Raw genomic sequence first — 24755 nt, 5'->3', positions numbered from 1 at the left:
TTCGCGGTCAAGCGTTTTGCGGCTCGGCTGAGGGCAGGCCGCGGACCTTCATGGCGTGGAGGACCATGTTGACCAGGACCTCCTTGCAGGAGTCGAGCCTGCGGGCGTCGCAGAGCATGACCGGCACGTTCGGGCCCAGGTTGAGGGCCTGCTGGATCTCTTCCAAGTCGAACCGGCGGGCCCCCTCGAAGCAGTTGACCGCCACGATGAACGGGGTGCCCCGGCGCTCGAAGTAGTCGACCGACGGGAAGCACTCCGAGAGGCGTCTGGTGTCGGCGAGCACGACGGCACCGAGCGCCCCCAGCGACACCTCGTCCCACATGAACCAGAAACGTTCCTGGCCCGGGGTGCCGAAGAGGTAGAGCACATACTCGTCGCGCATCGTGATGCGGCCGAAGTCCATCGCGACCGTGGTGGTCTGCTTCCTCTCGACGCCGGACACGTCGTCGACGCCCACGCTCTGGTCGGTGAGGATCTCCTCGGTCCGCAGCGGCGCGGTCTCCGACACGGTGCCGACCATCGTGGTCTTGCCCACCCCGAAACCGCCCGCGATCACGATCTTGACCGCCGTCGGGAGTCTGCGCTCGTTAGAGGGCCCGGAGACCATCGATCACCGCCTTGTAGAGCCTGATGTCGTGCATGTCCGCCTCCGGTTCGGGTTCCTGCAAGGTGATGAGGCCCTTGTCCAGGAGGTCGCCCAGCAGCACCCGGACGGTGGCCACCGGCAGGTCGAGATGGCCGGTGATCTCGGCCACCGACATCACCGACTGGCACAGCCGCGTGATCGCCAGATGCTCGGGACCCAGCCCCACCTCGCTCGCCGTCTCCGGCGCGAGCGCCACCACCAGTGTGATCAGGTCGAACTCTCCGCGGGTCGGCTCGATCCGCCCGCTGGTCATCACGTACGGCCGCACCATCGGCCCGGCATGCTCGTCGAGCCACCGTTCCTCGGGCTGCTGCGGACCCTCCGGCCAGGGATCCTCTGGGGGCATCATGACGGGGTCTGATCCTCCGTGGCGGTTCGCGACGGGCTGGTCAGGTGGTGCCCCATGCTGGTGACGAGCATCGCCATCTCGTAGGCGATGAGCCCCACGTCGGAGTCCTCGTCGCTCAGCACCGCCAGGCAGGCCCCCTTGCCCGCCACCGTGACCAGCATGAAGGCCGACTGCATCTCGATGATCGTCTGCCGTACCGGCCCGCCTCCGAACCGCGTTCCGGCTCCCTTGGCGAGGCTCTGGATCCCCGCCGCCACCGCGGCCAGATGCTCGCCGTCGTCCTGCTCGATGCCCCGCGACGACGCCATCAGCAGCCCGTCCGCGGACAGCACCACCGCGTGCCGGGCATGGGGCAGCCGACTGATCAGGTCGTCCAGCAACCAGCTCAGGTCCGCCGGGGAACCCGTCTTCTGCGTCACTGCTCGTCCTCACCTTCCGCCGTGTCTGTCCTGGCAGCCGCCTCGTTCCGTCCACGCACCGAGCCACGCTGGTACGAGCCCATGATCCGCTGGATCTCCTCCGGAGACCGCCCGGGATCCTCCTCGTCCGGCTCCTCGGCCACCACCGGCTCGTCGGTCTTCAACGCCGGCGCCAGGCTGGCCTGCGGCACCCGCACCGGCAATCCACCCGGAGTGCTGGAGACCTCAGGCATGGGACGTTCCTCCTCGGGCGCCGTGTCCTTGGCATCGTCCGGTCCCGGATCCTCGTCGAGGGGCGCCTTGACCGGTGGAACCTCGGCCAGGGGCGGCGGCTCCGGCACGGGCGGGGCTTCGGCCGCAGGCGAGATGGCCGTGACCCGCGCCGTATCGGTCGCCGTGCCTGCCGGCGCGGTGGTGAGCACGGGCTGCCGGACGGCCAGGCCGTTCTCGGTCGTCTTCGCACCTGCGGGAAGGCGCCGTGGGCCGGTCGACCCGTTGTCGCCCTCCGTCACGAGCTCGCGGGGGATCACCACGACGGCGGTCGTGCCGCCGTACGCGGAACGTTTGAGCGACACCTGCAGCCCGTACCGCTCGGCCAGCTTGCCGACGACGAACAGGCCCAGCTGCACCGAGCTCTGCAGGTTGAACTCCGGAGGATCGGCGATGCGCTGGTTGATCTCGGTGAGCTTCTGGTCGTCCATGCCGAGGCCGCGGTCCTCGATGTCGATCGCGAACCCGCTCGCCACCGCGTGACCGCCGATCTGGACGACCGTGTCGGGCGGCGAGAACGTCACCGCGTTCTCGATCAGCTCGGCCAGGAGGTGGGTGACGTCACCGACGGCACGCCCCGTCAGCTCGACGTTGCCGATGGGCATGACCTCGACCCTGGTGTAGTCCTCGACCTCCCCGACCGCACCGCGGATGACGTCCACCATCGGCACCGACCGCCGCCAGCCGCGCGCCGGGATGGCGCCGGAGAGGACGATGAGGTTCTCCGCGTTCCGCCGCATACGGGTCGCGAGGTGGTCCAGCCGGAACAGCTCCTGCAGGTCCTTGGGATCGATGTCGCGCTTGCGCTCCATCTGGTCGAGCATGCTGAGCTGCCGGTGCACGAGCGTCTGCGTACGCCGTGCCAGGCTCAGCAGGACGTCCCGGATGCCGCGCCGCAGCTCGGCCTGCTCGACCGCGGTGCGGATGGCGGTCTCCTGCACGGCGTTGAACGCGCGCCCCACCTGGCCGATCTCGTCCGAGCCGAACTCCAGCGGCGGTGCCTCCTTGGCGACGTCGACCTTGGCGCCGTGCCCCAGCCGTTCCACGACATCGGGCAGCCGCTGCTCGGCCAGCTCCCAGGCGGCCTGCCGCAGCTTTTCCAGCTGCCGTACGAGCGCGCGGGCAGTGGTGATCGACACGATGATGGACGCGATGACGGCGATGAGCCCGAGGCCTCCTGCCAGCAGAAGCCGGACGACCACCCAGATGGCGATCGGCATGGCACGCTCAACCAGCCGGTCGCCCGCACTCTGGATGGTCTGCCGCATCTGCGCGATGGCGGGTTCGGTGGTCGCACGCCACTGCTCGGCGGTGATCCGCGGTCGCTGGCCGGGGAGGGGCTTCTGGAGCAGCACGTTCTCCAACGACCTCACCTCGGCGAGCCGCCGGTTGGAAAGCAGCTCCCGGTGCGCCTTGGTGTCGGCGTCCGGCAGGTCGGCCAGCGCCCGGTCGGTGACCAGATGCCGCGCGCCGACCAGCTTGCTGATCTCCAGCTGGTCGGCCGGTGTGAGCCGGCCGGTCGTGAGCACCCCGGCCACCACCGCGTCCTCCTGCGCGAGCAGCTCCCAGGACCGGTTGACCGCGATCTCGATGCGCGTGTCGTTGGCGAAGTCCTTGTCGTCGAGACTGCCGGCCGCGTCGTACATCCGGAAGACGGACTCGATCATGTCCGAATAGATCTTGTTGGCGCGGGCGCGATCCAGCAGGCCGTTGTCGATCGCGCGCCGGTTCTCATCGAGGGCGTCCAGGAGCCGCAGCATGTTGCTGGTTCGCCGTTCGAGCTCCGGACCGGCCGCGCGCCGGAACGCGCCCCCTCTGGCTTTGCGGATCACAAGCTGCTTGCTCTTGTCCGTGCGGGCTCGCTGCGCCGCCAGGATCGCGCTCCGTTGCCGGTGTGACCCGGCGAGATGGGTTATCGAGAGCCTGCGCTCGCGCTGGAGGTCCGCCAGCATGGGGTCGGTCGGCGCGACCACGCCGTCGACGGCGGTCACGCCGAGCAGGTTCACGCCTTCCCGCAGTGTCACCCAGGCCGCGAACGCCCAGAGAGCGATCAGTGACAGGAGCAGGGCCACAATCTTGGTCCGCAGTCGGGAGTTGCGGAAGCGCATTACGATCGCCCAAACAATTGTCAGGGTGCCTGCAATGCGTGGTCTCTGGACCTGGCTACAAGCACGTGGCTGCGGGAGGGGTGCGGCGCGTCGGTATTGGGTTGTTCTTCACGCCCGGCAGAACCTTACCAACGGGACCAAACCCACTCAAGGTGAATCGTTTACAAGAGAATGATTTGGCTCGCCCACCTCCACGCGTGTGGCGGAATTCACTTTTTTGCAACAAACCTTCCGGCGGAAGTGAGGTGGAGCGCCGCGAGTATCGCCGCCCGCACGACGGCGATCGGCCTGTACAGATCTTTGTCATGCCAGAGCGGTGGATGTTCAAGATCCTTTTCCAATGGCCATGCGGCCGAACGCAAGAACGCGCCGCCCCGGCTGACGGCTTCGTCAAGCCGCCCATCGCTGATCGTCGCGCCCGGCCGCCTGCCCTGTGTCGTGCCCGGTGGCATGTCCCGTGTGGCGCTGTGGCGGGACGGGTCCGTGCGCATGAGCAACTGGAGGGCGTACGCCGTTTCCTCGGCCGTCCCTCCCCAGCATCCCCATGAGCCATCGGGATGCTGAGTGTCGAGCACCCATCCACGGGCTCGTTCCACGGCGGGCGCGCACCGCGCACCACCGAAAAGATCCAAGGCCACGGCTGCGCAGGCGGTCGCATAGTAAGGCGACGCATGCCAGCGGTCGAGCCAACTGCCGTCGTTCGCCTGCCGGTCGATCAGCCAGGCGGCGGCCTTTTCCGCGGCGGCCGTATAGCGGCCGGAATCCGTGTCGCCGGCCACGCACCCCAGGTAATGCCCGAACGCCTCCAGGACGTGCGCATTGGTGGTCACCGAGTAGCCGTTTTCCCCCCGCCAAGTGCAGAAATGCGAATCCGTCTCGTAAGCGAAGAGCGCGTCCGGCGGTTGGGGATGACCGAGCATGGACAACGTGTAGAGGATCCCGGAGGTGGTGTCGGCGTCCACCGGCAATCCCGACCCTCCGGACGTGCCTGCCGGTCCGAGCGTCGCACGGAGCCCGGAAATGAGCTCCGCGGGCACGTCGAGCGGTATCCCTGCGGCGGCCAGCCAGCCCAGGACCCAGCCGCGCTCGAAGTTGGTGATCGGGATCACCGACGGGGCCGGCCCCGCGTAGGGAGAGGTGGTCTCCGCAAGGAACCGGCGTGCTCGGAGCTCGTGCTCGTCGGCCTCCCCGCCGGTTTCGCGGAAGCCGAGCCAGGCCGCGGTGGCGGCCGGGGAGGCGCCGACGGCACCGGTGGGCTCGGGGCGCACGGAGGACGCCCGGGACGCGTCCGGCCCCCCTATCTCGAGCGCGTGCAGGAGCTTCTGGGGAACGGCACCGCCATCCCGCAAGCGAGCGCGGACCATCGCCACAGTGCGGCCGTCCAGGTCGGCCGGCAAGGACAGCCTTGCCGCACGCCACCGCTCCCTGAGTCCGGGGATGGGGTCCTCGGCAAGCTCGTCCAGGCGAACATTGATCATCTCGGTCAGGTACGGGGCGAGGTGCTCGATCGCCGGCATGTCGGGCAGCTTGGCCGGGTCCACCTGGTTCACCAGCCGGAACAGGCGGTCCAGACCTTGGTTGGCGGCCTTGATGAGGTCCGGGCGCAGTGCGGACGGGTTGCCGTGTGCGTCGACCGTGCTCGCCTCCGACAGCAGAGCCTCGGTGGCGCTCAAAGTCGGAATCAGCGCGTAGCCGACGTGTGGGGAGACCCAGCCTCCGTCAGGCCGCTGAGCGGCCAGCAGATAACGAACTCGTTCACCATGCCCGCCGAGCCACGGCGCCAGGCTCACCAGGCGCCCGGTCTCGTACACCGACGGAGTGACCTGGCCCCATGGTCTCGCCAGAAGGCCGGTGACCAGCTCGTGGACGCTTTCGCTCAGGTCTTCGGTGCGCAGGCTTCCGCAGGCTTCGTAATCGTTGATGGTCACAGCGATCCCCAGTAGTCACCTGAGTCGTAGAAACCCGTGTTGAAACCGATCTGCCGCGCCAGATACGTCGCATGCTCGGGGCAGTGAGGCCGGAGGGGTTCGATCAGGTCGTGGCAGTCCTGGGTCATCTCCGTGATGCGGTCGGACAGCTCCGAACGATCCATGCCGAGCATCAGGGCGTTGAAGTCGCCCCAGGCCAGGTCGCGATCGTAGGTGGCCAGATCGTTCAGGAGCCGCAGCACGCGTTGCACAGCGTGGCTCGCCGTCCGCAACTCGATGAGCCGGTGGACGACCACAGGATCACCGCAGGCGATCCAGTGCGAGAGGTTTATCCAGGCCGCACCGTAGTTGTGCGAGACATCGAGATAGCGGTCAAGCGTCGGGAGGTCTCCGGGGCTGCGGGTGATCTTCCAGTCCCATTCCAGGGCCATCGCGTCCGTCGTGCGGCGCAACTGTGCCGCCCACTCATCGTGGAGAGCCTCGAACGTGGGCGACTGGGCGAGTTCTTGGCGGATCTCGGCGAGGAACAGGGCGAGTTCGTCGTCTGCGGCGGGCCGTCCTCCCTCCGCGACGGTCAGGCAGCGCCGTGCGATGTCGTCCACTTCCGCCTTCGAGGTCGCCAGGTGGTCCACCAGCCAGTCCAGACCGCTGAACCAGAGGGAGACACGGTTGACGAGACGTAGTTCCTCAGCGGATCGCCAGGGGGAGCCGAACGCGTTTCCACAGGCCACAGCGTGGAAAAGGGTGGCGTTGATCGGCTTTGCGGAGAACAGCCGCGGATAGGACTCGGCCCAGCCCGCCATTTCACCCGCACACTGCATCGCCGTGGCCATGACCTTGCCGGCTTCGTGGGCATTGTGGGTCTCGCGGGTGCTGTTTGCCTCGTACATGTCGGTGTGGTGGTCGCGCATGGAGGGTGTCACGGCATCTCGTGGTTCACGGAGAGGGTCCGCGCCGCGACGCTTCCTTGGGACTTTCTGGGCTCTTGTGGCTCTTTGGGCTTTGGGGGCTCGTTGGCTGCTTTGGGGGTGAGGGTGAGCTTGATGTCCTCGCGCGGGCGGAGGGTCGCACCGATGCGCGGCATGGCCGGGATCGGATGGGTGATCGTCGGCCGGAACCGGCTGAGGATGCTCGTGAGGATCATCTGCGCCTCGACGTTGAACACGTGCCTGCCGATGCACTGGTGCGGCCCGCCGCCGAAGGGGAAATAGGCGTAGCGGTGCAGCGTCCGCGCGTTCTCCGGGGCGAAGCGGTCCGGATCGAACTCCAGCGGCCGCTCCCAGACCGACGCCAGGCGGTGGGTGAGGAACGGGCTGATCAGGACGGTTTCCCCTGGCTTGATGGATACCCCGCCAATGGTGGTCGGCTTTGTGGCCATTCGCGGGAACAACCAGCCAACGGGGTAGAGGCGCAGCAACTCCTGGACGACCTGCTTGACGTACGGAAGTTCGTGGAGGTGTTCGGCTCGGACCCGTTCGCTGCCCACGACGCGGTCAATCTCCTCGTGGAGCCGCGCGGAGACGTCCGGGTGGTCATTGAGCAGTGGCCAGAGCCAGGTGAGCGCCAGCGTGGTGGTCTCGGTGCTGGTCGCGAACATGGCCAGGAGATTGTCGCGTACCCACGTGTCGGTGAGCCCGCTGCCGGGGGCCCTCCGGGCCTCGCAGAGCACCGTGAAGATGTCGCCGCCGTCGCCCGGGTCGTCCCGATAGCGGTCGACCAGCTCGAACAGCGTCTCGTCCATGATCTTGACGCCCGCCCGGAAGGACCGGTCGCCGGGGAGCGGGATCACGCGGGGGACGAAGGGCAGCAGGAAGCGGTAAGCGATCGACCTGGCGACCTGGTCGAACGCCGGGATCATCCGGTCCGCCTCGACCGGTGAGATCTTGTCGCCGAAGAGGACCTTGATCACCGTCTCGTTGACGATCCGGCTCATCTCGGGGAGCCCGTTGACCGTGCGACCGGCGCGTTCCTGCCCCCTCAGCTTCTCGACCGCGTCGTTGATCGCGGTGGCCATGAGATCGGTGAGCCGGTTGACGTTGCGAGTGGTGAACACCGGCTGCAGCACGCGCTTGCTGAGCTCCCAGTCGTCGCCTTCGGCGAGGATGCTCGTGCCCATCAGCCTGTTGAGCGGGCGCCAGAAGACGCCATCACGGAGAAAGTTCTCCGATTCGCGGCGCAGGATCTGCTGTACGTGGTCGGGATGCGTCGCCAGATAGGGGCGTGAGGCGCCAAGGCCGAGCCGGGCCAGTTCCCCGTCCGCCGCCTCGTTGATCCGCTGGAGCTGAAGAAGTGGATCTCGGACGAATCCGGCGACCGTGCGGTAGAGCGGGAAACTCTTGGCCTTCTTGACGGGAACGGTGTCGGCGGAGACGGGCATTCTCGACAGCCCCTCAGTGTGAAATTAGCGTGGCGATGTGCCCCGGGTAGCCATGGGCAGATGGTGAGACTGGCAGCTCAGCGGACGAATTTTACGTTTTGAGAGGCTTGTGCCTTATGGGCGTTTCCGGGGAAGTATCACATGATCAACAAAGTCGTTCAAGTGCTGAGACGGTAGAAGATTCATATTCCTGAGAGTGGTGTTCGTCACTCTCGTGGCCCTTATTGCCCCGGTCTGTACCCGGTTGTCGCCAGGTGTGGAACACGTTCTGTGACCGCACCTCTTGTCTCAATTTTTGAGACGGTGCATGGTCGGCGGCGTGCATGCCCGGCCGCCACCAGAATTGGATCTTGTGGGCGGCCTCCGTCTTTACGCGTGATTGTGTAATCGCGTGTAAAGGGCTTTGGTGCACGCAAAGAGCCCCATTCGAATAAGAATTCGAATGGGGCTGGAGTGGTCGGCGTTACTTGCCCAGGGTCACTTCAGGGCGCTTCAGCCCGGTGGGGTCGAGGACCGGCCAGGAGCGCTTGGTCGAGACCTTCAGCCGTCCGGAGACCTTCCGGCCGTCACAGTGAGCGACGATGGCGTAGGTGCCGGAGGCGAGGCCGCGCTTGACAGTGGCGGTGCCGTGGCCGCTGTCGGCCTTGCCGCCCAGTGTCACGTCCTGGGCGAAGGCCTTGGAGGTCGCCCAGTGGCGCGCGCGGCCGACCGAGCAGCCTGGGACCGTCAGGTCGACGCTCTGTCCTGGGCGGGCGACGCTCGGGGTGGTCGTGACCCCGTTCACGCCGCCGACCGTCGCCTCGCCCAATGCAGGGGCGACGAGACCGGCCGAAATGAGGGCCGCTCCCAAGGCGCTGAGGCTGAGCAGGCGCAAAGGTACTCCTCGGATCAAGATGGCGGGGGTGTGACGTCCGGCACTCTAGTGGCTCTGCGGTGTTTCACAATAGAGATGCACGGAAACGCGGGAAAGTTGGCTCGGCGCTCGGTCAGGCCGACTCGGGAACCGGATCCGGTGTGATCCGCTCCATGCGGGCCTCGCGCCGCGTACGGCGTCCGGCGCGTACACCGTCGGTCGTCAGGATGATCAGCGCGGTCCACACCAGGAGGAAGCCCGCCCAGCGGCTGGGCGGCATCTCCTCGTGCTGCACCAGCAGGCCGATGAGGAACTGCAGGACCGGGGCGAGGTACTGCAGCATGCCGATCGTGCTCAGCGGGATCCGGACGGCGGCGGCGTTGAAGAGCATGAGGGGGATCGCGGTCACGATCCCCGCGGCGGCGAGCAGCGCCATGTTGCCGCCGCCCTCATGGCCGAACGCGGCGTCACCCTGGGCCTGGAGCACGAGGGCGAAGCCGAGGGCGGGGAGGAAGAGCAGCGTCGTCTCCACCGCCAGGCTCTCCGCCGACGGCATGTTGGCGAACTTCTTGAACAGCCCGTACGTACCGAACGAAAAGGCCAGCACCAGCGCGATCCACGGCAACCGGCCATAGTCGGCGGTCAGCACGGCGACGGCCACCACGCTCAGGCCCACGGCGACCCATTGCCAGGGCCGGAGCCGTTCGCGGAAGATCACCACCCCGAGGAGCACACTGATCAGAGGGTTGATGAAGTACCCGAGGGCCGCCTCGATGGTGTGCCCGGTGTTGACCGCGTAGATGTACGTGCCCCAGTTGGCCGTGATGACCACCGCCGCCACTGCCAGGATGCCGAGCTTGCGGAGCGTGAGGCCGCGGATCCAGGCCCAATTCCTGCGGACGGCCAGGATGGCGAGCACCGCGACCAGCGACCACATGATCCGGTGCGCGAGGATCTCCATCGCGCCCGCCGGCTTCAGCAGGGGCCAGTACAGGGGGAAGAGGCCCCACAGGACGTAGGCCGTAATGCCGAATACCATTCCGCGACGGGTCACCACAAGCTGCACAGTATCAGGTGTAAGCAGCCAAAATAGATACAGTCATGACGGGGGACCGATGAGCACGCGTGACAGCTATGACGAGATCGCGGAGGACTACGCCGAACGGTTCATGGACGAACTCTCGGGCAAGCCGCTCGACCGTGCCCTGCTCGACCTCGTCGTGGCTCAGGTGAACGGCCTGGGCCCGATCGCCGACATCGGCTGCGGCCCCGGCCACGTCGCCCGCTACCTGCATGAACGCGGCGCTCCCACGCTCGGCATCGACCTGTCACCGCGCATGGTGGAGATCGCCACATCCGCCCACCCCGGCATCGGCTTCCACACCGCGGACATGCGCGAACTCCACGTCCCCGACCAGGCCTGGGGCGGGATGGTCGCGTTCTACTCGATCATCCACATACCGCCCCCCGAACTCCCCGCGACCTTCGCCGAGTTCCACCGGGTCCTCAAGCCCGGCGGAGTGGCTCTGATCTCGTTCCACCTGGGAGACGAGGTCCGGCACCTGGACGAGATGTGGGAGCACCCCGTATCGCTCGACTTCCAGTTCTACCCGCGCCCCGAGATCGAGTCCGCCCTGCAAGAAGCGAACTTCGCCATAGACGCCTACATCGAACGCCACCACTACCCCACAGAGGTCGAGACCACGCGGTCCTACCTCCTGGCCCACCGCGTAGCCTGAAGACGTGTTCGGATTCGCGAAGACCGAGATGATCACCCCTGACAAGGCTCTCCCAGGCCGCGACGAGCCCATGCCGGTGCCGCCGCGCCACGAGGTCCTGGGTGGCCCCCTGGCGCCCCCCTACCCCGACGGAGCGGAGATCGCCGAGTTCGCCCTGGGCTGCTTCTGGGGCGCTGAACGCAAGTTCTGGCAGACCCCTGGAGTCCTCTCCACAAGCGTCGGCTACGAGGGCGGCTACACCCCCAACCCCACGTACGAAGAGGTCTGCAGCGGCCGCACCGGCCACACCGAGGCCGTCCGCGTCGTCTACGACCCCGCCAAGGTCTCCTACGAGGACCTCCTGCGCGTCTTCTGGGAAGCCCACGACCCCACCCAGGGCATGCGCCAGGGCAACGACGTAGGCACCCAATACCGCTCAGCCATCTTCTACCGCGACGAAGCCCAGCAAAAAACCGCCGAAGCCTCCCGCGACGCCTACCAAGCCGTCCTGACCGCAGCCGGCTACGGCCCCATCACCACCGAACTGGCCCCAGCCACCGAGTACTACTTCGCTGAGGACTATCACCAGCAGTATCTTCACAAGGTCCCCAACGGCTACTGCGGCCTGGGCGGCACCGGTCTACCCCTAGGTGACCCTCCCGAAGGTGGATGGTGCCCGACCGGAATCACCCCGGCGGGTGAATAGTCAAGCCGCAGGTTCTCCGGGATTGCCGGACGTCCCGACTTCGATCCTGCGGTTGGCTGAGACCTTGGTGATGCTGGCCGCGTCCGCTCCGTTGCAGATCGCTTGGCGTGAGCGCCACGGATGGAGTGAGGATGAGCTCGGGCTCGACTTCGACTGGGCGGCGAGCTGGGTAGTGCGGAGTGTCGATGAGCGCGCTCCGGGTCTGCTCCCTGACGCCCTGAAAGACCTGCTGCGGCAGATTGACGGGCAGCTCGACGAGATGAGCGGCCCTGACGGCTCGGCGCGATGGAGTTCTGAGGGCCTGGCCGAAGACCGGCCGTGGGAGGAGATCCGGCAGCTGGCTGCACGTGCCCTCGATGAGATCGTCAAGCTCGACCTCATCGCAATGCCCAACCCTGCCGATCTCTAGCGGACCGGGACGGTCACATGGCAGGGGAGACCTGAGCGCACCGGTCTACTCCTAGGTGACACTCCTGAAGGCTCTTGGGTGTCCAACGGGCATCGCTCCGGCGGAGTGAGAACTACAAGCGTCGCGCGGTTGGCCTGGGGCGGGCCCATGCGGGGACCAGTCTCGTAAGGTATATACTGATCCCGAGGTTGGATATATGGGGGTGCGTCGTGGCCAAGAAGCTGATCGACATCGACGAAGACGCTCTTGCCGCTGCAGCCGAGGTCTACGGCACTGACACCATGAAGGACACCGTCAACACGGCGCTTGCCGAAGCTGCTGCCGTCCTGCGCCGCCGCCAGGCACTTTCGCGGCTCCGCCGGCGCGCCCTGGCAGGGCAGTTCGACGACCTGTACGAGAAGGACACCTACCGTCCCAAGCCTGTCGACGTCGGAGCAGCTGCCCGTTGACCGCCCACTGGCTCGCGGACACCTCTGCTGTCGTCCGGCTGCTTCGCGACGAACGGGCGTACGTCCAGTGGGAGGACATGCTCGCCCGCCGCCTCGTCGCCATCTGCCCGATCACCGAACTGGAGATCCTCTACAGCGCGCGATCGCCCGCCGACCGTGCCGACCTGGTCGACGACCTGGGCGAGGTGTTCGGCTGGCTCGCCGTACCCGATCGGGCGTACGAGCGCGCCCTGGCGGTTCAGGCGGAACTTACCGCACGCGGGCAGCACCGAGCCCCCGGCCCCGTTGACCTGCTCGTGGCCGCAACCGCTGAACAGCATGGTGTCACCCTGCTGCACTACGACCGTGACTTCGACCAGATCGCTGAGGTGTCCAGCCAGGCTGTGCAGTGGCTCGCCGAACCCGGCATCCTTGACCGGCCCAAAGGGTGAACATGGCCGTGCAAGCTCGCCTGACTGGTTCTACGGTCACATGGGAGCACAGACTCGCGGGCACGGGCCTGTCCTGCCCAGTGGGCATCGCCCCAGCCGAGTGATCGGAGGTGCGTGATGGCGTTGCTAGAGATCAAACTCTGGGAGCGCGGTGACTTCACCACGGGCAGCAAGAGTGCTGAAGGCAGGTGCGCGTGGGGCGGTGTTTCCTGCACGAAGAAGCCCGAGTTCACTGTGACCGACCGGTCGGGCACGAACTTTGGGGCCTGTGAAGGGCATGTCCTCAGCTACATACGGGATCGGCTGAAGAACGGGCCCGCTGGAAAGTAGAGCGCCGGTGGCGCGTTGTAGGTGAGCTCTAACCGAGGTACGGGGCGTCCCGTCCTTCGAGGTAGTGAGCGATTCTGAGGCGCTGCGTGTGATGCGTGGGCAGCGCCTCAAGCTCGTCCTTTGGGCACCCATCGGATCTCTAGGGACTCGTCGCTGAGCTGCGGCTCGCCACCGACCAGGCGGGCGCGGAAGCAGACGTTGAACTGTCGACGGACCTCGCCGTCCGAGTAGGCGATGATGTGGCGCGGGTCGATGTAGGTGCCGATCAGCCCGGTGATCTCGATGTCATAGCCGGTCTCTTCCTTCACCTCGCGTACGGCGGTTCCCTGTAGCGAGTCGTCCATCTCCATCCCACCGCCCGGCAATGCCCACAGACCAGAGTCGGCGCGCCGCTGGATGAACACCTCGCCGCCCTCGTTTGTGACCACTGCTGAGGCGGAGACAACGAGCGAGTTGGGTGCTGGTGCTGCCCGGTCGTCGTAGTACTCGGTTCGCGCCACCTGATCACTCCTTAGGTCGCCGGACGGGAGAGACCCCACACTGACTCGAAGCGAATCCCATCCCCGGGCGCAAAAGAGATACCCGCGATCGTCATTACAGGCTGCGGCCCGTCCGGCTGTTGTTCGGTAGATGGCCGCGGGCCACCCGGAGGGAGTCAGCCGGCGCCGTGGGGCTGCGGGCAGGTGTCGCGCTGCGAACGGCACCCCAGCGCCGCACGCGCATAGCGCGGGCGGTCGCGAGGCGCTGTGGCCAGGCTCAGCCACGCGCTTCGATGACGCGGGCGTACCGACAGGCGGGCTCCTGGGCCTTCGCAATCCTTAGAACGGCGCCCTCCACGACGATCACGCTGAGGCGTCTGCTTGTTGACCTGGTGCAGGGGCTGGATGTCATGCTCGTCTCGTTCTTGGTCCGCAGATGCGCGCGTAGGAGACGACAGGAATGTGCTCACGCTTGGCAGCTTCCGCCCTCATGCCTCCATGGCAGGACTGCATCGTTCAGGCAGATGACTGACGATTCCCGGTCTCCCGCTGCGCTGCTGCTTGCTGAGGCCATTCGATGGGTCGATCGCAGTGGCTATCCCGATGTCGTCGAGGTCGTTTTCGAGGATGCGGACGGCAGACAACATTCGATCATCGACAAGACGCCGCTCTTCTGGGATGCCGATGATGAGCCAGACCCTGATGCCGAGCTCCCGGTCCCGGTATACCTGGACGTGGTTCTCCTCGAGCGTGACCTCCCTGGAGGCCGGGTCCGTGTCGCCATCGATCACCGATCGGTGAACGACGAAGGGTATGCCGAGTTCATCGTCCCGGCTGACTTGATTAGCCAGGTTGGCGGCACAGGCTCCTCCGAGCAGTGAGCTTCGGGAAGTACGCGCGGCGCGTGCGGGATGAGAGCCTGCCGAGGGCCTACCGTTATCGCGCGCTCAGATGCGCAGTCGGCCATTACCATCCGCTTGGTTTCCATGCGACGTGGGCGTACGTCACAACCCTCGCGGTCCCCTCGCACGACATCCGCCGCGACGTTCCGGCGCTGTTGAGGGCCCTCGATGTGCTGGAAGCAAGCCGCACGATCTGGCTGGCGGAGATGGAGACCTTCGCGGCCAACCGGCGAGCCGAGAAGTCTGCGGGCCGACGGTCACCCCGGTCCGCCGAGAAGACTGCCCTTGCCATGCCGAGGTGGCCTGGACGGCCTTCCCGGTTGGGCCTCATCGCTGCCGTGGCGAACCGTCACCGCTGGTTCCGCCAGCTTCCGTTCCCTGACGAGTCCTTGTCAGACGGCCAAGCCGGCGATCTCGCTGCTCTGCACAGTGTTCTGGACACAGTCGCTGTGGCCTACCTCGCGCAACCCGGTCCTCTGAGCCGCACAGCGCGCGAGGCCATTATCGCGATCGACTGGTCCGTGAGTTCCGGCCTGAACTCGTCCGTGCTCCCATGGCGACAGTTCGCCGCCCTCCTCGAATATGCGGCAATCTGGAGTGTGCCCTCACAGACATGGAGCTGAACCTTGATCGGAAACTACTGCGGCCTAGGCCCCGCTGAGTCATGACGAAGGTTCTCTACGCGGTCGCGTGCGGTGCTCCAGCGACCGCCGACCTGGAGACCTTCGTGCGCTTGGCGCAGGCTGAGGGCTGGCACGTCCGGGTGATCGCAACCCCGATGGGGGTCAAGTTTCTGGACGTGGATCGGCTCGCGGCTCTGACCGGACCGGTGCGGACCGACTTCCGATTGCCGCATGAGACGTCGAACGGTCTGCCGCCCGCCGATGCCGTCGTGGTGGCTCCGGCCACATTCAACACGATCAACAAGTGGGCGCTGGGCATCACGGACACGGTCGCCGTCGGCATGCTCTGTGAGCATGTCGGCATGGGCGTCCCGATCCTTGCGGTCCCGCAAGTCAAAGCCGAACTGGCCAGCCACGTGGCGTTCAAGCCGAACCTGGACGCCCTGCGTTCCATGGGCGTCCACGTGCTCTTCGATCCCGCAGAGCCCATGCCCCGCTGGGAAGACATTCTCACAGAGTTGAGCGCCATCCTCGCCGGTTGAGCAGGCCGTGGACGGGTGGCTCCTGGTCCGCTGACGGTGTGCGTCGTTCGGGCAAGATCGACGGCGCTCGCCGCATCGACAAGGGCAAGTGCGGGTGAGCGGCTTGCGGATCGTTGCCAAGAACAGGCCGCAAAAAGCGCTCATGGTGACCGGTGTCTTCTTGGCATCGGGATCGCCACCCTGTGATGGTCCGGTTTCCAGTGTTCTTGAAATGGCAACTCGTCCCGGCTACTTGATTTGCCACACTGCGCCGGCGCTGAAACCGTACAGGGCTCCGAAGCGGATTCGTTCCGGCTTGGCGTTCTTGTCCACCTCGAACGTGACACAGCCGACCTGCGTCTCACCACTTGAAAGCCAGATTTCGCTGCTCCCGAATTCCTCGCAGTCGGAGGCTGCGCTGGACGCGCTGTCGTACGCCTGACCCGATTCGTCGATCAGGCGTACGCCGCCACCCCGCGCGTCCTTGTAGTCCTTTGTGCCATTGTTCCTTATGCGGAACTGGGCGGCTATGAAGCGTTTTCCGGTAGTTGGCCTCGCTGGATCGACGACCTTGGTCAGCGTCACCTGCAGGGCGATGTCCCGGTACTTGTCGGTGATGTTGACCGCCTCCCCTATCCTCGCTGCCTTGGGGGGCCGTATTGCCTGGGCGCCTCCATCGTCCGGTATCGAATGGACGGCGCAAGACGTAAGGGTGATCAAGATGGCTGCTGAGAGCGGCATGTTCACCTAACTGGTGTTCCCGTATGCCTCCGGAGGCACCTACCCATCACGGTTATAGAAACATCTCATTGAAGGTGCTTCGCGAACGCTTAATAAGGTCGTTCCCTGCATTCATATTGCGGGTTCTTGGCCTGTGGGTGCTCGTGCGGGTAAGAATGGGGGCATGATCGACAAGGTTGCCTGGGTGCGGGTGGAGGGCGGCAAGGTCCTCAGTACGCGGTCGCGGGGCAAAGACACCTTCTACTTGCCCGGAGGTAAGAGGGAGCCGGGGGAGACCGACCTCCAGACGCTGCTCCGGGAGATCGAGGAGGAGCTGACGGTGGCGCTCGCGCCGGACTCCGTGGAGTTCCTCGGGGTGTACGAGGCGCAGGCGCACGGTCATGCGGACGGCGTGATGGTGCGGATGACCTGCTATACCGGCGACTACTCCGGATCGCTTGAGGCCAGCAGTGAGATCGAAGAGGTCGTCTGGCTGTCGTACGCCGATCGTGAGCGGGTCGCGCCGGTGGATCAGATCATCTTCGACGACCTCCGGGCCTCCGGGAAGTTGGAATGAAGCGCGCCGAGCTGGTCGTCGTCGTGGAACGGGACGACACCGCGGAACGAGTCGGGAGCGGTGACGTCCCGGTGCTGGCCACGCCCCGCCTGCTCGCATGGGCGGAGGCGGCGACCGTGAAGGCTTCACCTGTGGCGGAGGGGCAGACCTCTGTCGGCACGCGGGTCGAGCTGGAGCACCGGGCGGCGAGCCCGGTCGGGACGCGGATGACGATCAGTGCCGAGCTCGTCGAGGCCGACGGTCGCCGGCTGGCCTTCGCCGTCAAGGCGGTGGACGAGCATGGCACCGTGGTCGGTGAGGGCCGGATCGAACGTGTCGTGGTCGATCGGGCGAGGTTTCTTTCGAGGGTGGGGAATGCCTGAAGACAGAGTGGCTGCTTATCTGGAACGGCTCGCGGCGGGTGATCTCGACGGAGTGCTGTCTCTCTTCGCCGACGACGCGGTGATCGAGTCACCGCTGTACGGGCGGATGACCGCGGCCGACTTCTACACCGGCCTGTTCGAGGACACCGAACGCTCCGAGATCACCCCGGTCGACACGTTCACCTCGAACACCGATCCGCGACGCGTGGCGGTGCGCTTCCGGTACGACTGGACGCTCGCCGACGGGAGCCCCACCACGTTCGACTGCGTGGACGTGATCGACTTCGGCCGCGACTGGCAGATCGAACGTCTCACCATCGTCTACGACACTCATCCGCTCCGTTCAGTCTGGGCGGGCTCCCGCCGCTGACCGTAGATGTGGACGGGTTCGCCCCTGTATTCGGTGTCGCGCAGGTGGCGGTGGCCGATGCGTTCGGCCACCGCGATCGAACGGGTGTTGCCGGGCACGATCAACGAGATGACCTCGTCCGCGTCCAGGGCGCTGAAGCAGTACGCGATGGAGGCGCGGGCGGCCTCGGTGGCGTATCCCTTACCCCAGTGTTCGCGGGCCAGGCACCAGCCCACGCCCAGGCCAGGGAACCCGTGCGGCCGCCATGGTCCGGCGCGGCCCGCGAAGCGGCCCGTGGACTTCTCGACGACCGCCCAGTGCGAGAAGCCGCGGATCTCGCGGTGGCCGATGAACGTGGCGAGGTTGCGCCAGGCGTCTTCGGGGGAGGTGCCGACGGGCTCGGCAAGGCCGCCAGCCACGTCGGGATCGGCCATCATCGCGGCATAGTCGTCGAAGTCGCTGCCGGCGAGGGGGCGCAGAATCAGGCGTTCGGTCTCGATCACGGTCCCAGTATGCGGATCTTGAGGCGTGTCGCCAGTCCTCTCTGCGGGATCCAAAGGCCCCCGGCCGCGCCTACCTGGTCACCGAGACGGGCGACCAGTTCATCGGGATCGCGCTGCGATTCGCGTCCGCGCCCGGCAAGCAGGGCAACACCGTCGGGAGGTACCTCTGCGCCGACCTGGCCTGCTCCCTTTACGCGCGGGGCAGGAAGCAGACCCTGTTGGGTGACGGCCCCGACGACGGTGTTCCCTTTGAGGAGAAGATCGCGCGCATCAGGGCGAACCTGGACGCCTTCGTCGCCTCGGTCGTCCTGGGCGCGTGATCGGCCGTCTGGAGCGTCTCACGGGCCGTATGGGAGGAGGGGCCTCGCCCGCGAGCCGTCCGACGCCTCCCGGGTGGGTCTGGTCAGCGGTGGTGCGTCCGCGGCCTTGGTCCCACTCGGTCATGGTACGAAGCCCGGAAGGGAGTCAACGATCTCGGAGGGTGTCAGATGAAGATCCGCCGGGCGGTGCCCGATCTGCGGTCCGCCGATCTCGAGGCCGGGCGCGCGTTCTATGCGCGGCTGGGGTTCGAGGAGGTCATGAACATGGGATGGGTGTCCACGCTGGCCTCGCCGGACAACCCCACCGCCCAGATCATCCTCATCCGGCACGACGAGCCGGCGCCACAGCCGGCCGTGAGCATCGAGGTGGAGGACGTGGACGTCGCGTACGCGGCGATGCTGGCGGCCGGGGCGGAGATCGTGTACGAGCTGCGCGACGAGCCCTGGGGCGTGCGCAGGTTCTTCGTCCGGGACCCCGACGGACACGTGATCAATGTGCTCGGACACCGGTGACCGAACGCCGCAGGGCCCCCTCGCCATCGAGGGGGCCCTGCGTCCTGTCTGACTCCGCACCGTGGGCGGAGGAAGCTGTCGTTATGGCGTCAGTACGTCAAGAGGCGCTCAGTAGGGCAGGAGACGACCGGTCGGAGTCCGGAGGTCGAGCGGGCTCGGTTGACGTGGGGGTCGTGGGCGCTTGATGAGCTGCTGCCGTGCCATGGTGATCATCTCCCCCGTTGCGGTCTGAGTTAACCCGCATATCGAGCCGATGTCGCGCTCACTCTGTACGACGGTGTCGCCCTCGGTGAGGTTCGCTGAGCTTATGCGACAACCTCGACCTCTTCGACCGAATTTACGGAAGCCGATATCGCCATGCGTATCTGCGTGTGTACGTTCCGTGTCTCCCGGTAGGGGAGGAGATCGTGCGGCCGATCCTGGCCACTGCCGGTTCAGTCGGCCTCGTACTCCGCCACGAGCCGTTTGGAGGCCAGTTGCCGCCAGGAGTCGACGATGATGTCGCGCAGCTCGTCATCGTCCAGCGCGGCCAGGTGCACCCGCAACCAGTTGTACCGATCGTCATGTCCGGGCTGGACGAAGAACTTCCGGGGCTCCGCCGCGATCATTTCGGTCCGCTCGTCTTTGGGAAAGCGGAACCCCATCGAGGTTTCGTCGTCCGACAGACTGGCGAAGATGCCTTTGGTGACGCGGAAGGTCACTTGACCCCAGGCCGGCTTTTCCTGGGCGCCAGGAAGTGAGAGTGCTATCTCGCGTACGGTCTGGGCTTCGGACACGCTCTCTAGAATGCCGCGACATGACTGACTTGACCATCGACGCCCCGCGCACTGCGCTCATCGTCATAGATCTCCAGGTCCGCATCGTGGGCATGGAGACCGGACCCTCTACTGGCGCGAACGTCGTCCGGCAGGCGATGCGGCTGGCCGACGGCTTCCGGGAGAACGGCGGCCTGGTGGTGATCGTCCAGGCGGAACGTCCGGGGGTGCCCGAGCAGCCGGCGGGCAGCGAGCTGGTCAGCGAGATGGAGCCCGGACCGGGCGACCTGCTGATCACCAAGCGCTCGTGGAACGCGTTCCACGAGACCGAGCTGCACGACAAGCTGGGCGGCCAGGGCATCGGCGCCGTCGTCGTATGCGGGCTGACGACCAACGCCGGCGTCGAGTCCACCGCCCGCACGGCGAGCGACTACGGCTACGACCTGCTGTTCCCGCGCGACGCCATGGCCTCGTTCAACGCGGAGATGCACGACTTCGCGGTCGAGAAGATCTTCCCGCTGCTCGGCACGGTCTGCACGACGGACGACATCCTGGGCGCGCTCCGGGCGAAGACGGGCTGAACGGCCCGCCTCCGTCCGGGGCCCGCCCCGGCACTGTCAGGAGACGACGTCACGCGTGCGGAAGCGGCGGAAGGCCAGCGCGAACAGGATGAGCGCGTAGGCCATCGAGATCGCGGTGCCCTTCGCCATGCCCGTCCACTGGATCTCCGGCTGCAGGGCGTCCATCCACGAGTACATCCAGTGCGTCGGCAGGAAGTCGCGCCAATCGCCCAGCGCCGTGACCGCGTCCAGGATGTTGCTCACGATCACCAGGCCGACCGCCCCGCCGACCGCGCCCAGGGGCGAGTCGGTGGTGACCGACAGCAGGAACGCCAGCGCGGCGACCACGAGCTGGCTGATCAGCGCGTACCCGACGATGATGCCCATCCGGCCGAGGGCGGTGGAGACCGGCACGGAGCCGCCCGTGGGCAGCTCGACCGATCCCCAGCCGAACGCGACCGTGCCCGCCACCAGCGACATCAGGGGCAGGCTCACGACCGCGACCGCCGCGTACCCCAGGGCGACGACCAGCTTCTGCCTCAGCAGCCGCGCCCGCGGGACCGGTGCGGCCAGCAGGTAGCGCAGCGACGACCAGCCCGCCTCGCTCGCCACGGTGTCGCCGCAGAACAGCGCCACCGCGACCACCAGCAGGAAGCCGACCGAGACGAAGAGGGCGAACAGCGCGAAGTTGAGGGCGCTGGAGGTCGCCACGTCCACCAGGCTCGGGATGCCGTCGGGTCCCGGATCGCCACCGATCTTGAACGCGGCGACCAGGATCCAGGGGAGGACGAGCAGGATGCCGAACGCCACGAGCGTGCGCCGCCGGCGGAACTGCCGGACGATCTCCACGCGCAGCGGCAATGTCCGCCGTACGTCGTAGCCGGGCCCGGTCTCCGGGGCGGCGGCGGCCTGGCGGCCGTTGAGCGGTGTGGTCGTGCTCATCACGCCTCCCCCTTTCCGTTGCCCGCGACCTTCGCGGTGCCCTCGACGCCCGAGCCGTTGCCGGCGCTGATGATCTCGAGGAACGCGTCCTCCAGCCGGCGGCCGGAGCCGACGATCTCAGCCACCGGCCCGGCGGCCACCCGCCGTCCGCGCGACATGACCACGGCGTGCGTGCAGGTCATCTCCACCTCCGACAGCAGGTGGCTGGAGACGATGACCGTCCGCCCCTCCGCCGCGTACCGGATCAGCACGTCGCGCATCTCGCGGATCTGGGGCGGGTCGAGGCCGTTGGTGGGCTCGTCCAGCACCAGCAGGTCGGGCAGTCCCAGCATGGCCTGGGCGATCGCGAGGCGCTGCCGCATGCCCTGGGAGTACGTCCGGACGGCGCGGTCCAGCGCGGCGCCGAGGTCGGCGATCTTCAACGCCTCGTCGAGATGCGCCTCCTCCGCCGGCCGCCCGGTGGCCCGCCAGTAGAGATCGAGGTTGTCGCGGCCGGACAGGTGCGGCAGGAACCCGGGGCCCTCGACGAACGAGCCCAACCGGGACAGCACCGGCGCGCCCGGCGTCACCCGGCGCCCGAAGATCCGGATCTCACCGGCATCGGGGTGGATGAGACCCATGAGCATGCGCAGCGTCGTGGTCTTGCCCGCGCCGTTCGGCCCGAGCAGCCCGAGAACCTGCCCCTTCTCGACGCTGAAGCTCAGGTCGTCGACGGCGAGGTGGCCGTTCTTGTACGCCTTGGTCAGGCCGGTGATCTGCAGCGGTACGCCGGCCCGCGCCGGGTCGAACGTCTCGGCCGAACCGAGCAGGCCGGCCCTTCCGCGCCCGCGCCGTCCGCGGCCGGTGACCAGGATCCCGGCGGCCACCGCGAGCGCGACGCCGGGGAGGATCCAGACCCAGGCCGGCAGCGGCGCGGCCGTGGTGTGCAGTGACGGAACGGCCGGCACGGTCAGCCCGGAGACCGCCGCGACCTTGAACGAGGCGGGCTGCGGCGGTGTCGCGAAGCCCATGTCGGTCGTGGCCACCACGAGCCGCAGCCGGTGACCCCGGTCGAACCGGTAGTCCATGGCGGGCAGCGTCACCGTGACCTCGCGGCCCGTGTCGGCCTTCTCCACGCGCAGTGGAGCGGCGAGTCGCCGCGCCGGAGACGCGCCGCCCGGTGCGACGTCGTACAGCTTGGCGAACAGCGGGATGTCGCCCTTGCCGGTCACCTTGATCCGGACGGTGGCGGCGCCGGTGAGCTGGACCGGCTGGGCGAGCGCGGCCGTGTCGAACGTGGCCGACTGTCCGGGCATGTCGACCGGGAGCTGGCTCGTCAGCCCCGCGCCACCCAGGTCGCCGAGGTTCCCGAGGGCGCCCAGGCCGGGCAGGGCCGAGATCGAGGCGGGGGAGCCGCCCGCCGGGTTGTGGATCGTCTGTTCGCGGCCGGTGAGGGCCAGAGTGCGGGTGCCGGAGGCCAGGCCTGGGTACGTGCGGGTGCCGGCGGCCTCGATGACCACGGACTGCGTCGAGGAGTCGATGCCTCCGGCACGCGTGACCGTGAAGCCGTCGTCCGCGCCGCCCGAAGGTGCCTTGCGTTCGAGGTACCGGTCGAACCAGTCGCGCACGAGACCCCGTACGCGGCCCGTCTCGGGGTCTCCGCCGTCGTGCCCGCCCTGGAACCAGACGACCGAGACCGGGGCGCCGTTGCGGGCGATGGCCCTGGCGTTGGCATCCCCATGGTCGAGCGGGAAGAGCGAGTCGGACTGCCCCTGGACGATGAGGCTGGGGACCTTGATCTGACCGGCCACGGCGGCCGGGCTCGACCGCTTCAGCATCTCGATCGCCGCCGGGGTGGGCCGCCCGGTCTCGGCGATCTCCTGGTACATGTCGCACACGGCCGGCATGAACCGCCCGCAGGCGTTCTCCTGCGCCGCGGGGCCCTCACCCATGCCGCTGGAGAAGAAGATCCCCGCCCACAGCTTCTTGAAGACGCCCTTGTCGGCCCCCTCGCCGGTGGCGTTGGGGAACAGCGCGTCCGCCAGGTCGTTCCAGGTGATCTGCGGCGCGATCGCGTCCACGCGCTTGTCGTGCCCGGCGGTGAGCAACGCGATGGCGCCGCCGTACGACTCGCCCGCCATGCCGACCCGCGGGTCGCCCGGCCCGTCGAGCTGCACCTCGGGCCGCTTCGCCAGCCAGTCGATCAGCTGCCGGACGTCCTTGACCTCGTAGTCGGGGGAGTTGAGTGCGATCTCGCCGGTCGACTTGCCGAACCCGCGGGCCGACCACGCCAGCACGGCGTAGCCCTCGCGCGCCAGTTCCTCGGCCTCCGCCCGGACGTCGTCCTTCGAGCCGCCGAAGCCGTGCCCGAGCAGCACCGCCGGGCCCTTGCCGCCGCCGACCGGACGGTAGAACGTGGTGTCCAACGTCACCCGCTGGTCGTCCTTCGGGCCGTCCATCACCTGGATGCGCTGCTGCAGCGTCCGTACCGGCGCGTCGCCGCCCGCAGCCAGACCCCAGACCAGGCCGCCGCCGCCCACGAGGACGAGCGCGCCACCCGCCGCCGTCACCCGCCGCGCGGTCCGGCCCACCCTGTCCCACCGTCCCCGGAGCCGCTCGATTGTGCTCGTCACCTTCACGACCCGGGGACCCCGCCTTCCGGCTCAGACCCGCGATCTTCCCTTGGAGCTCCGCCCGCGGCTCGCTCCAGGCTCAGGTAGCGCGCTCGCATGCGGCTTCCTTGCCTTTTGTGGCACAGCCTCATGGTTCACAACCCTATGCGGCTCACGAGGGCCGATCCTCCGCCCCGGTATGGAGGCCGCCTGCGCCCGCCGTGGTACGACCCGGCCCCTCCTTACGCCACAAGGTGTAGGACGGTGCTCCGTGGCGGCCGTTCCACCGACGGTCGGGGGTGCCCGCCGCTTCAGCGGTCTCGACCTGAGCCGTCGGGCACACCGATGTCGGACACGCTGATGCCGTCGGGCACGCTGATGCCAGGGGCCAGTGCCGTGTCGAACATGACGGTCAGGCGATCGATCAGGTCGGACGGGTCGGCGGTGCGGAGATCGTCCAGGCCGAGCAGGCGGCGGACCGGGCCGCCGCCCATGATGATCATGGCGGCCAGCGTGGCGCGGGCGCGGGCGTCGGGACCGGTGAGCTGCTCGGTCAGGGGACCGACCAGCATCTTCTCCATGTGCTGCTGGAGGATCGGGAGGATCTCCGGGTTGCCGATCGAGCGGTCGAGCATGCGCAGCACCGGGCTGGAAGGATCGCGCCGCGCCTGGCGTACGACGTGTTCGGCAAGGCGGCGGGGGAGCTCCTCGGGATCGCCCCGGACGACCTTCTCCAGGGCGGACTCACCCGCGAGGATCTCGCCGAAGAGGGCAGCCTTGGAGCCGAAGTAGCGGTTGACCAGGGCCACGTTGGCGCCGGCGGCGGCCGCGATCATCCGTACCGAGACGTGGTCGTAGCCGTGCTCGCGGAAGAGGTCGCGGGCGGCCTCCATCAGCCGTCGCCGGGTGGCCTCCCGGTCACGCTTCGGCCGCTTGGTCCCGGCCGGGTCCGTCCGCTCCTGATCAGCCTGCGTCAACACCGCTCCAGTATCCCTCCGCTTGCAAGTAAACAGGTGACTACATACGATATGTGCAAAGCACAGGT

The 24755-nt window shown here is 67.6% G+C and carries 30 protein-coding genes; 14 read left to right on the top strand and 16 right to left on the bottom strand.

From position 1 onward, the window contains the following. Positions 1-7: 7 nt before the first annotated feature. The 9 genes from F8566_RS06945 to rarD form a co-directional block, all read right to left on the bottom strand. Positions 8-607 (bottom strand): GTP-binding protein, encoded by a 600-nt coding sequence (locus F8566_RS06945; protein ID WP_151559117.1) that lies wholly within the window; start codon positions 605-607, stop codon positions 8-10. Further along, positions 588-995, bottom strand: coding sequence for a DUF742 domain-containing protein (locus F8566_RS06940; protein WP_151559116.1), 408 nt, complete (start codon positions 993-995; stop codon positions 588-590). The genes F8566_RS06945 and F8566_RS06940 overlap by 20 nt, the downstream gene beginning before the upstream one ends. Then, the gene (locus F8566_RS06935; protein ID WP_151559115.1) at positions 992-1414 is read right to left on the bottom strand and encodes a roadblock/LC7 domain-containing protein; all 423 of its coding nucleotides are present in this window, start codon (positions 1412-1414) and stop codon (positions 992-994) included. The genes F8566_RS06940 and F8566_RS06935 overlap by 4 nt, the downstream gene beginning before the upstream one ends. Further along, the gene (locus F8566_RS06930; RefSeq protein WP_151559114.1) at positions 1411-3792 is read right to left on the bottom strand and encodes a sensor histidine kinase; all 2382 of its coding nucleotides are present in this window, start codon (positions 3790-3792) and stop codon (positions 1411-1413) included. The genes F8566_RS06935 and F8566_RS06930 overlap by 4 nt, the downstream gene beginning before the upstream one ends. Before the next feature lie 209 nt (positions 3793-4001). After that, a complete protein-coding gene (locus F8566_RS06925) occupies positions 4002-5720 on the bottom strand; it encodes a prenyltransferase/squalene oxidase repeat-containing protein (RefSeq protein WP_225992930.1) in 1719 nt (572 codons plus the stop codon). Further along, positions 5717-6643, bottom strand: a complete 927-nt coding sequence (locus F8566_RS06920) for a terpene synthase family protein (protein WP_151559113.1) — start codon at positions 6641-6643, stop codon at positions 5717-5719. Before F8566_RS06920 ends, F8566_RS06925 begins: the two co-directional genes overlap by 4 nt. Next, entirely contained in the window at positions 6640-8097 is a 1458-nt protein-coding gene (locus tag F8566_RS06915) for a cytochrome P450 (protein WP_151559112.1), read from the bottom strand. Before F8566_RS06915 ends, F8566_RS06920 begins: the two co-directional genes overlap by 4 nt. A gap of 463 nt (positions 8098-8560) precedes the next feature. Next, entirely contained in the window at positions 8561-8971 is a 411-nt protein-coding gene (locus F8566_RS06910) for a hypothetical protein (RefSeq protein WP_151559111.1), read from the bottom strand. A gap of 112 nt (positions 8972-9083) precedes the next feature. Further along, positions 9084-9989, bottom strand: coding sequence for an EamA family transporter RarD (rarD, locus tag F8566_RS06905; RefSeq protein ID WP_151559110.1), 906 nt, complete (start codon positions 9987-9989; stop codon positions 9084-9086). A 76-nt stretch (positions 9990-10065) separates the two neighbouring features. On the opposite strand from rarD, the gene F8566_RS06900 reads away from it, so the two are divergent. The 5 genes from F8566_RS06900 (at position 10066) to F8566_RS06880 (ending at position 12663) form a co-directional block, all read left to right on the top strand. After that, positions 10066-10689: a class I SAM-dependent DNA methyltransferase gene (locus tag F8566_RS06900; protein ID WP_192809554.1), complete on the top strand. Its 624-nt coding sequence runs from the start codon at positions 10066-10068 to the stop codon at positions 10687-10689. 4 nt (positions 10690-10693) lie between these two features. Next, on the top strand, positions 10694-11374 hold the full coding sequence (gene msrA, locus F8566_RS06895; RefSeq protein WP_151559108.1) for a peptide-methionine (S)-S-oxide reductase MsrA: 681 nt from the start codon (positions 10694-10696) through the stop codon (positions 11372-11374). A 52-nt stretch (positions 11375-11426) separates the two neighbouring features. Continuing rightward, positions 11427-11783 (top strand): hypothetical protein, encoded by a 357-nt coding sequence (locus F8566_RS06890; protein WP_151559107.1) that lies wholly within the window; start codon positions 11427-11429, stop codon positions 11781-11783. A 209-nt stretch (positions 11784-11992) separates the two neighbouring features. Next, complete coding sequence (locus F8566_RS06885) at positions 11993-12232, top strand: type II toxin-antitoxin system VapB family antitoxin (protein ID WP_151559106.1); 240 nt, start codon at positions 11993-11995, stop codon at positions 12230-12232. After that, positions 12229-12663, top strand: coding sequence for a PIN domain nuclease (locus F8566_RS06880; RefSeq protein ID WP_151559105.1), 435 nt, complete (start codon positions 12229-12231; stop codon positions 12661-12663). The genes F8566_RS06885 and F8566_RS06880 overlap by 4 nt, the downstream gene beginning before the upstream one ends. Positions 12664-13100: 437 nt before the next feature. Here F8566_RS06880 and F8566_RS06875 read toward each other — a convergent pair whose 3' ends face one another. Then, positions 13101-13493: an NUDIX hydrolase gene (locus F8566_RS06875; RefSeq protein ID WP_318836389.1), complete on the bottom strand. Its 393-nt coding sequence runs from the start codon at positions 13491-13493 to the stop codon at positions 13101-13103. A gap of 503 nt (positions 13494-13996) precedes the next feature. On the opposite strand from F8566_RS06875, the gene F8566_RS06870 reads away from it, so the two are divergent. The 3 genes from F8566_RS06870 to F8566_RS06860 are packed head-to-tail and all read left to right on the top strand — an operon-like array spanning position 13997 to position 15539. Then, positions 13997-14353 carry a hypothetical protein gene (locus F8566_RS06870; protein ID WP_151559104.1) on the top strand — a complete coding sequence of 119 codons (357 nt, stop codon included), beginning with the start codon at positions 13997-13999 and terminating at the stop codon, positions 14351-14353. Beyond that, a complete protein-coding gene (locus F8566_RS06865) occupies positions 14350-14997 on the top strand; it encodes a hypothetical protein (RefSeq protein WP_151559103.1) in 648 nt (215 codons plus the stop codon). Before F8566_RS06870 ends, F8566_RS06865 begins: the two co-directional genes overlap by 4 nt. A 41-nt stretch (positions 14998-15038) precedes the next feature. Then, the gene (locus F8566_RS06860) at positions 15039-15539 is read left to right on the top strand and encodes a flavoprotein (protein WP_151559102.1); all 501 of its coding nucleotides are present in this window, start codon (positions 15039-15041) and stop codon (positions 15537-15539) included. Between the two features lie 228 nt (positions 15540-15767). Here F8566_RS06860 and F8566_RS06855 read toward each other — a convergent pair whose 3' ends face one another. Further along, positions 15768-16259, bottom strand: coding sequence for a DUF4352 domain-containing protein (locus tag F8566_RS06855; RefSeq protein ID WP_225992987.1), 492 nt, complete (start codon positions 16257-16259; stop codon positions 15768-15770). A gap of 163 nt (positions 16260-16422) precedes the next feature. Here F8566_RS06855 and F8566_RS06850 point away from each other — a divergent pair, with 163 nt between their 5' ends. Genes F8566_RS06850 through F8566_RS06840 form a run of 3 tightly spaced genes read left to right on the top strand, consistent with a single transcriptional unit; the run spans position 16423 to position 17547 of the window. Then, positions 16423-16815, top strand: a complete 393-nt coding sequence (locus F8566_RS06850; RefSeq protein WP_151559100.1) for an NUDIX hydrolase — start codon at positions 16423-16425, stop codon at positions 16813-16815. Further along, positions 16812-17177 (top strand): thioesterase family protein, encoded by a 366-nt coding sequence (locus F8566_RS06845; RefSeq protein ID WP_151559099.1) that lies wholly within the window; start codon positions 16812-16814, stop codon positions 17175-17177. The genes F8566_RS06850 and F8566_RS06845 overlap by 4 nt, the downstream gene beginning before the upstream one ends. Beyond that, positions 17170-17547, top strand: a complete 378-nt coding sequence (locus F8566_RS06840; protein WP_151559098.1) for a nuclear transport factor 2 family protein — start codon at positions 17170-17172, stop codon at positions 17545-17547. The genes F8566_RS06845 and F8566_RS06840 overlap by 8 nt, the downstream gene beginning before the upstream one ends. On the opposite strand, the gene F8566_RS06835 is transcribed toward F8566_RS06840, so the two are convergent. Continuing rightward, positions 17508-18029, bottom strand: coding sequence for a GNAT family N-acetyltransferase (locus F8566_RS06835; RefSeq protein ID WP_192809553.1), 522 nt, complete (start codon positions 18027-18029; stop codon positions 17508-17510). The two genes, F8566_RS06840 and F8566_RS06835, sit on opposite strands and share 40 nt — an antisense overlap. 41 nt (positions 18030-18070) lie before the next feature. Here F8566_RS06835 and F8566_RS06830 point away from each other — a divergent pair, with 41 nt between their 5' ends. Further along, on the top strand, positions 18071-18349 hold the full coding sequence (locus F8566_RS06830; protein WP_151559096.1) for an FBP domain-containing protein: 279 nt from the start codon (positions 18071-18073) through the stop codon (positions 18347-18349). Between the two features lie 168 nt (positions 18350-18517). Then, positions 18518-18862: a VOC family protein gene (locus tag F8566_RS06825; protein ID WP_151559095.1), complete on the top strand. Its 345-nt coding sequence runs from the start codon at positions 18518-18520 to the stop codon at positions 18860-18862. A 434-nt stretch (positions 18863-19296) separates the two neighbouring features. Here the strand turns inward: F8566_RS06825 and F8566_RS06820 are convergent, their stop codons facing one another. Then, the gene (locus F8566_RS06820; protein WP_225992929.1) at positions 19297-19638 is read right to left on the bottom strand and encodes an MmcQ/YjbR family DNA-binding protein; all 342 of its coding nucleotides are present in this window, start codon (positions 19636-19638) and stop codon (positions 19297-19299) included. 20 nt (positions 19639-19658) lie between these two features. Between F8566_RS06820 and F8566_RS06815 the strand changes: the two genes are divergently transcribed. Beyond that, positions 19659-20198 (top strand): isochorismatase family protein, encoded by a 540-nt coding sequence (locus tag F8566_RS06815; RefSeq protein WP_151559093.1) that lies wholly within the window; start codon positions 19659-19661, stop codon positions 20196-20198. Between the two features lie 36 nt (positions 20199-20234). Here the strand turns inward: F8566_RS06815 and F8566_RS06810 are convergent, their stop codons facing one another. The 3 genes from F8566_RS06810 to F8566_RS06800 all read right to left on the bottom strand — a co-directional run bounded on the left by F8566_RS06810 (position 20235) and on the right by F8566_RS06800 (position 24687). After that, positions 20235-21119, bottom strand: a complete 885-nt coding sequence (locus F8566_RS06810; RefSeq protein ID WP_151559092.1) for an ABC transporter permease — start codon at positions 21117-21119, stop codon at positions 20235-20237. Then, a complete protein-coding gene (locus F8566_RS06805; RefSeq protein WP_225992928.1) occupies positions 21119-23731 on the bottom strand; it encodes a CocE/NonD family hydrolase in 2613 nt (870 codons plus the stop codon). The genes F8566_RS06810 and F8566_RS06805 overlap by 1 nt, the downstream gene beginning before the upstream one ends. Before the next feature lie 290 nt (positions 23732-24021). Next, on the bottom strand, positions 24022-24687 hold the full coding sequence (locus tag F8566_RS06800) for a TetR/AcrR family transcriptional regulator (RefSeq protein ID WP_225992927.1): 666 nt from the start codon (positions 24685-24687) through the stop codon (positions 24022-24024). Between the last annotated feature and the right edge of the window lie 68 nt (positions 24688-24755).

The sequence above is a fragment of the Actinomadura rudentiformis genome, assembly GCF_008923185.1.
GTDB classification, from domain to species: domain Bacteria; phylum Actinomycetota; class Actinomycetes; order Streptosporangiales; family Streptosporangiaceae; genus Spirillospora; species Spirillospora rudentiformis.
The sequence above is the reverse complement of the archived record's forward strand: the minus strand, read 5'-3'. Positions and strand labels throughout refer to the sequence as shown.

Bases quoted from the DNA above. Each gene is read 5' to 3' on its own strand.
- F8566_RS06945 (WP_151559117.1), bottom strand. From the start codon at position 607: ATGGTCTCCGGGCCCTCTAACGAGCGCAGACTCCCGACGGCGGTCAAG.
- F8566_RS06940 (WP_151559116.1), bottom strand. From the start codon at position 995: ATGATGCCCCCAGAGGATCCCTGGCCGGAGGGTCCGCAGCAGCCCGAG.
- rarD (WP_151559110.1), bottom strand. From the start codon at position 9,989: ATGGTATTCGGCATTACGGCCTACGTCCTGTGGGGCCTCTTCCCCCTG.
- F8566_RS06815 (WP_151559093.1), top strand. From the start codon at position 19,659: ATGACTGACTTGACCATCGACGCCCCGCGCACTGCGCTCATCGTCATA.
- F8566_RS06855 (WP_225992987.1), bottom strand. From the start codon at position 16,259: ATGCCGCTCTCAGCAGCCATCTTGATCACCCTTACGTCTTGCGCCGTC.
- F8566_RS06840 (WP_151559098.1), top strand. From the start codon at position 17,170: ATGCCTGAAGACAGAGTGGCTGCTTATCTGGAACGGCTCGCGGCGGGT.
- F8566_RS06870 (WP_151559104.1), top strand. From the start codon at position 13,997: ATGACTGACGATTCCCGGTCTCCCGCTGCGCTGCTGCTTGCTGAGGCC.
- F8566_RS06825 (WP_151559095.1), top strand. From the start codon at position 18,518: ATGAAGATCCGCCGGGCGGTGCCCGATCTGCGGTCCGCCGATCTCGAG.
- F8566_RS06810 (WP_151559092.1), bottom strand. From the start codon at position 21,119: ATGAGCACGACCACACCGCTCAACGGCCGCCAGGCCGCCGCCGCCCCG.
- F8566_RS06930 (WP_151559114.1), bottom strand. From the start codon at position 3,792: ATGCGCTTCCGCAACTCCCGACTGCGGACCAAGATTGTGGCCCTGCTC.
- F8566_RS06915 (WP_151559112.1), bottom strand. From the start codon at position 8,097: ATGCCCGTCTCCGCCGACACCGTTCCCGTCAAGAAGGCCAAGAGTTTC.
- F8566_RS06850 (WP_151559100.1), top strand. From the start codon at position 16,423: ATGATCGACAAGGTTGCCTGGGTGCGGGTGGAGGGCGGCAAGGTCCTC.
- F8566_RS06900 (WP_192809554.1), top strand. From the start codon at position 10,066: ATGAGCACGCGTGACAGCTATGACGAGATCGCGGAGGACTACGCCGAA.
- F8566_RS06845 (WP_151559099.1), top strand. From the start codon at position 16,812: ATGAAGCGCGCCGAGCTGGTCGTCGTCGTGGAACGGGACGACACCGCG.
- F8566_RS06860 (WP_151559102.1), top strand. From the start codon at position 15,039: ATGACGAAGGTTCTCTACGCGGTCGCGTGCGGTGCTCCAGCGACCGCC.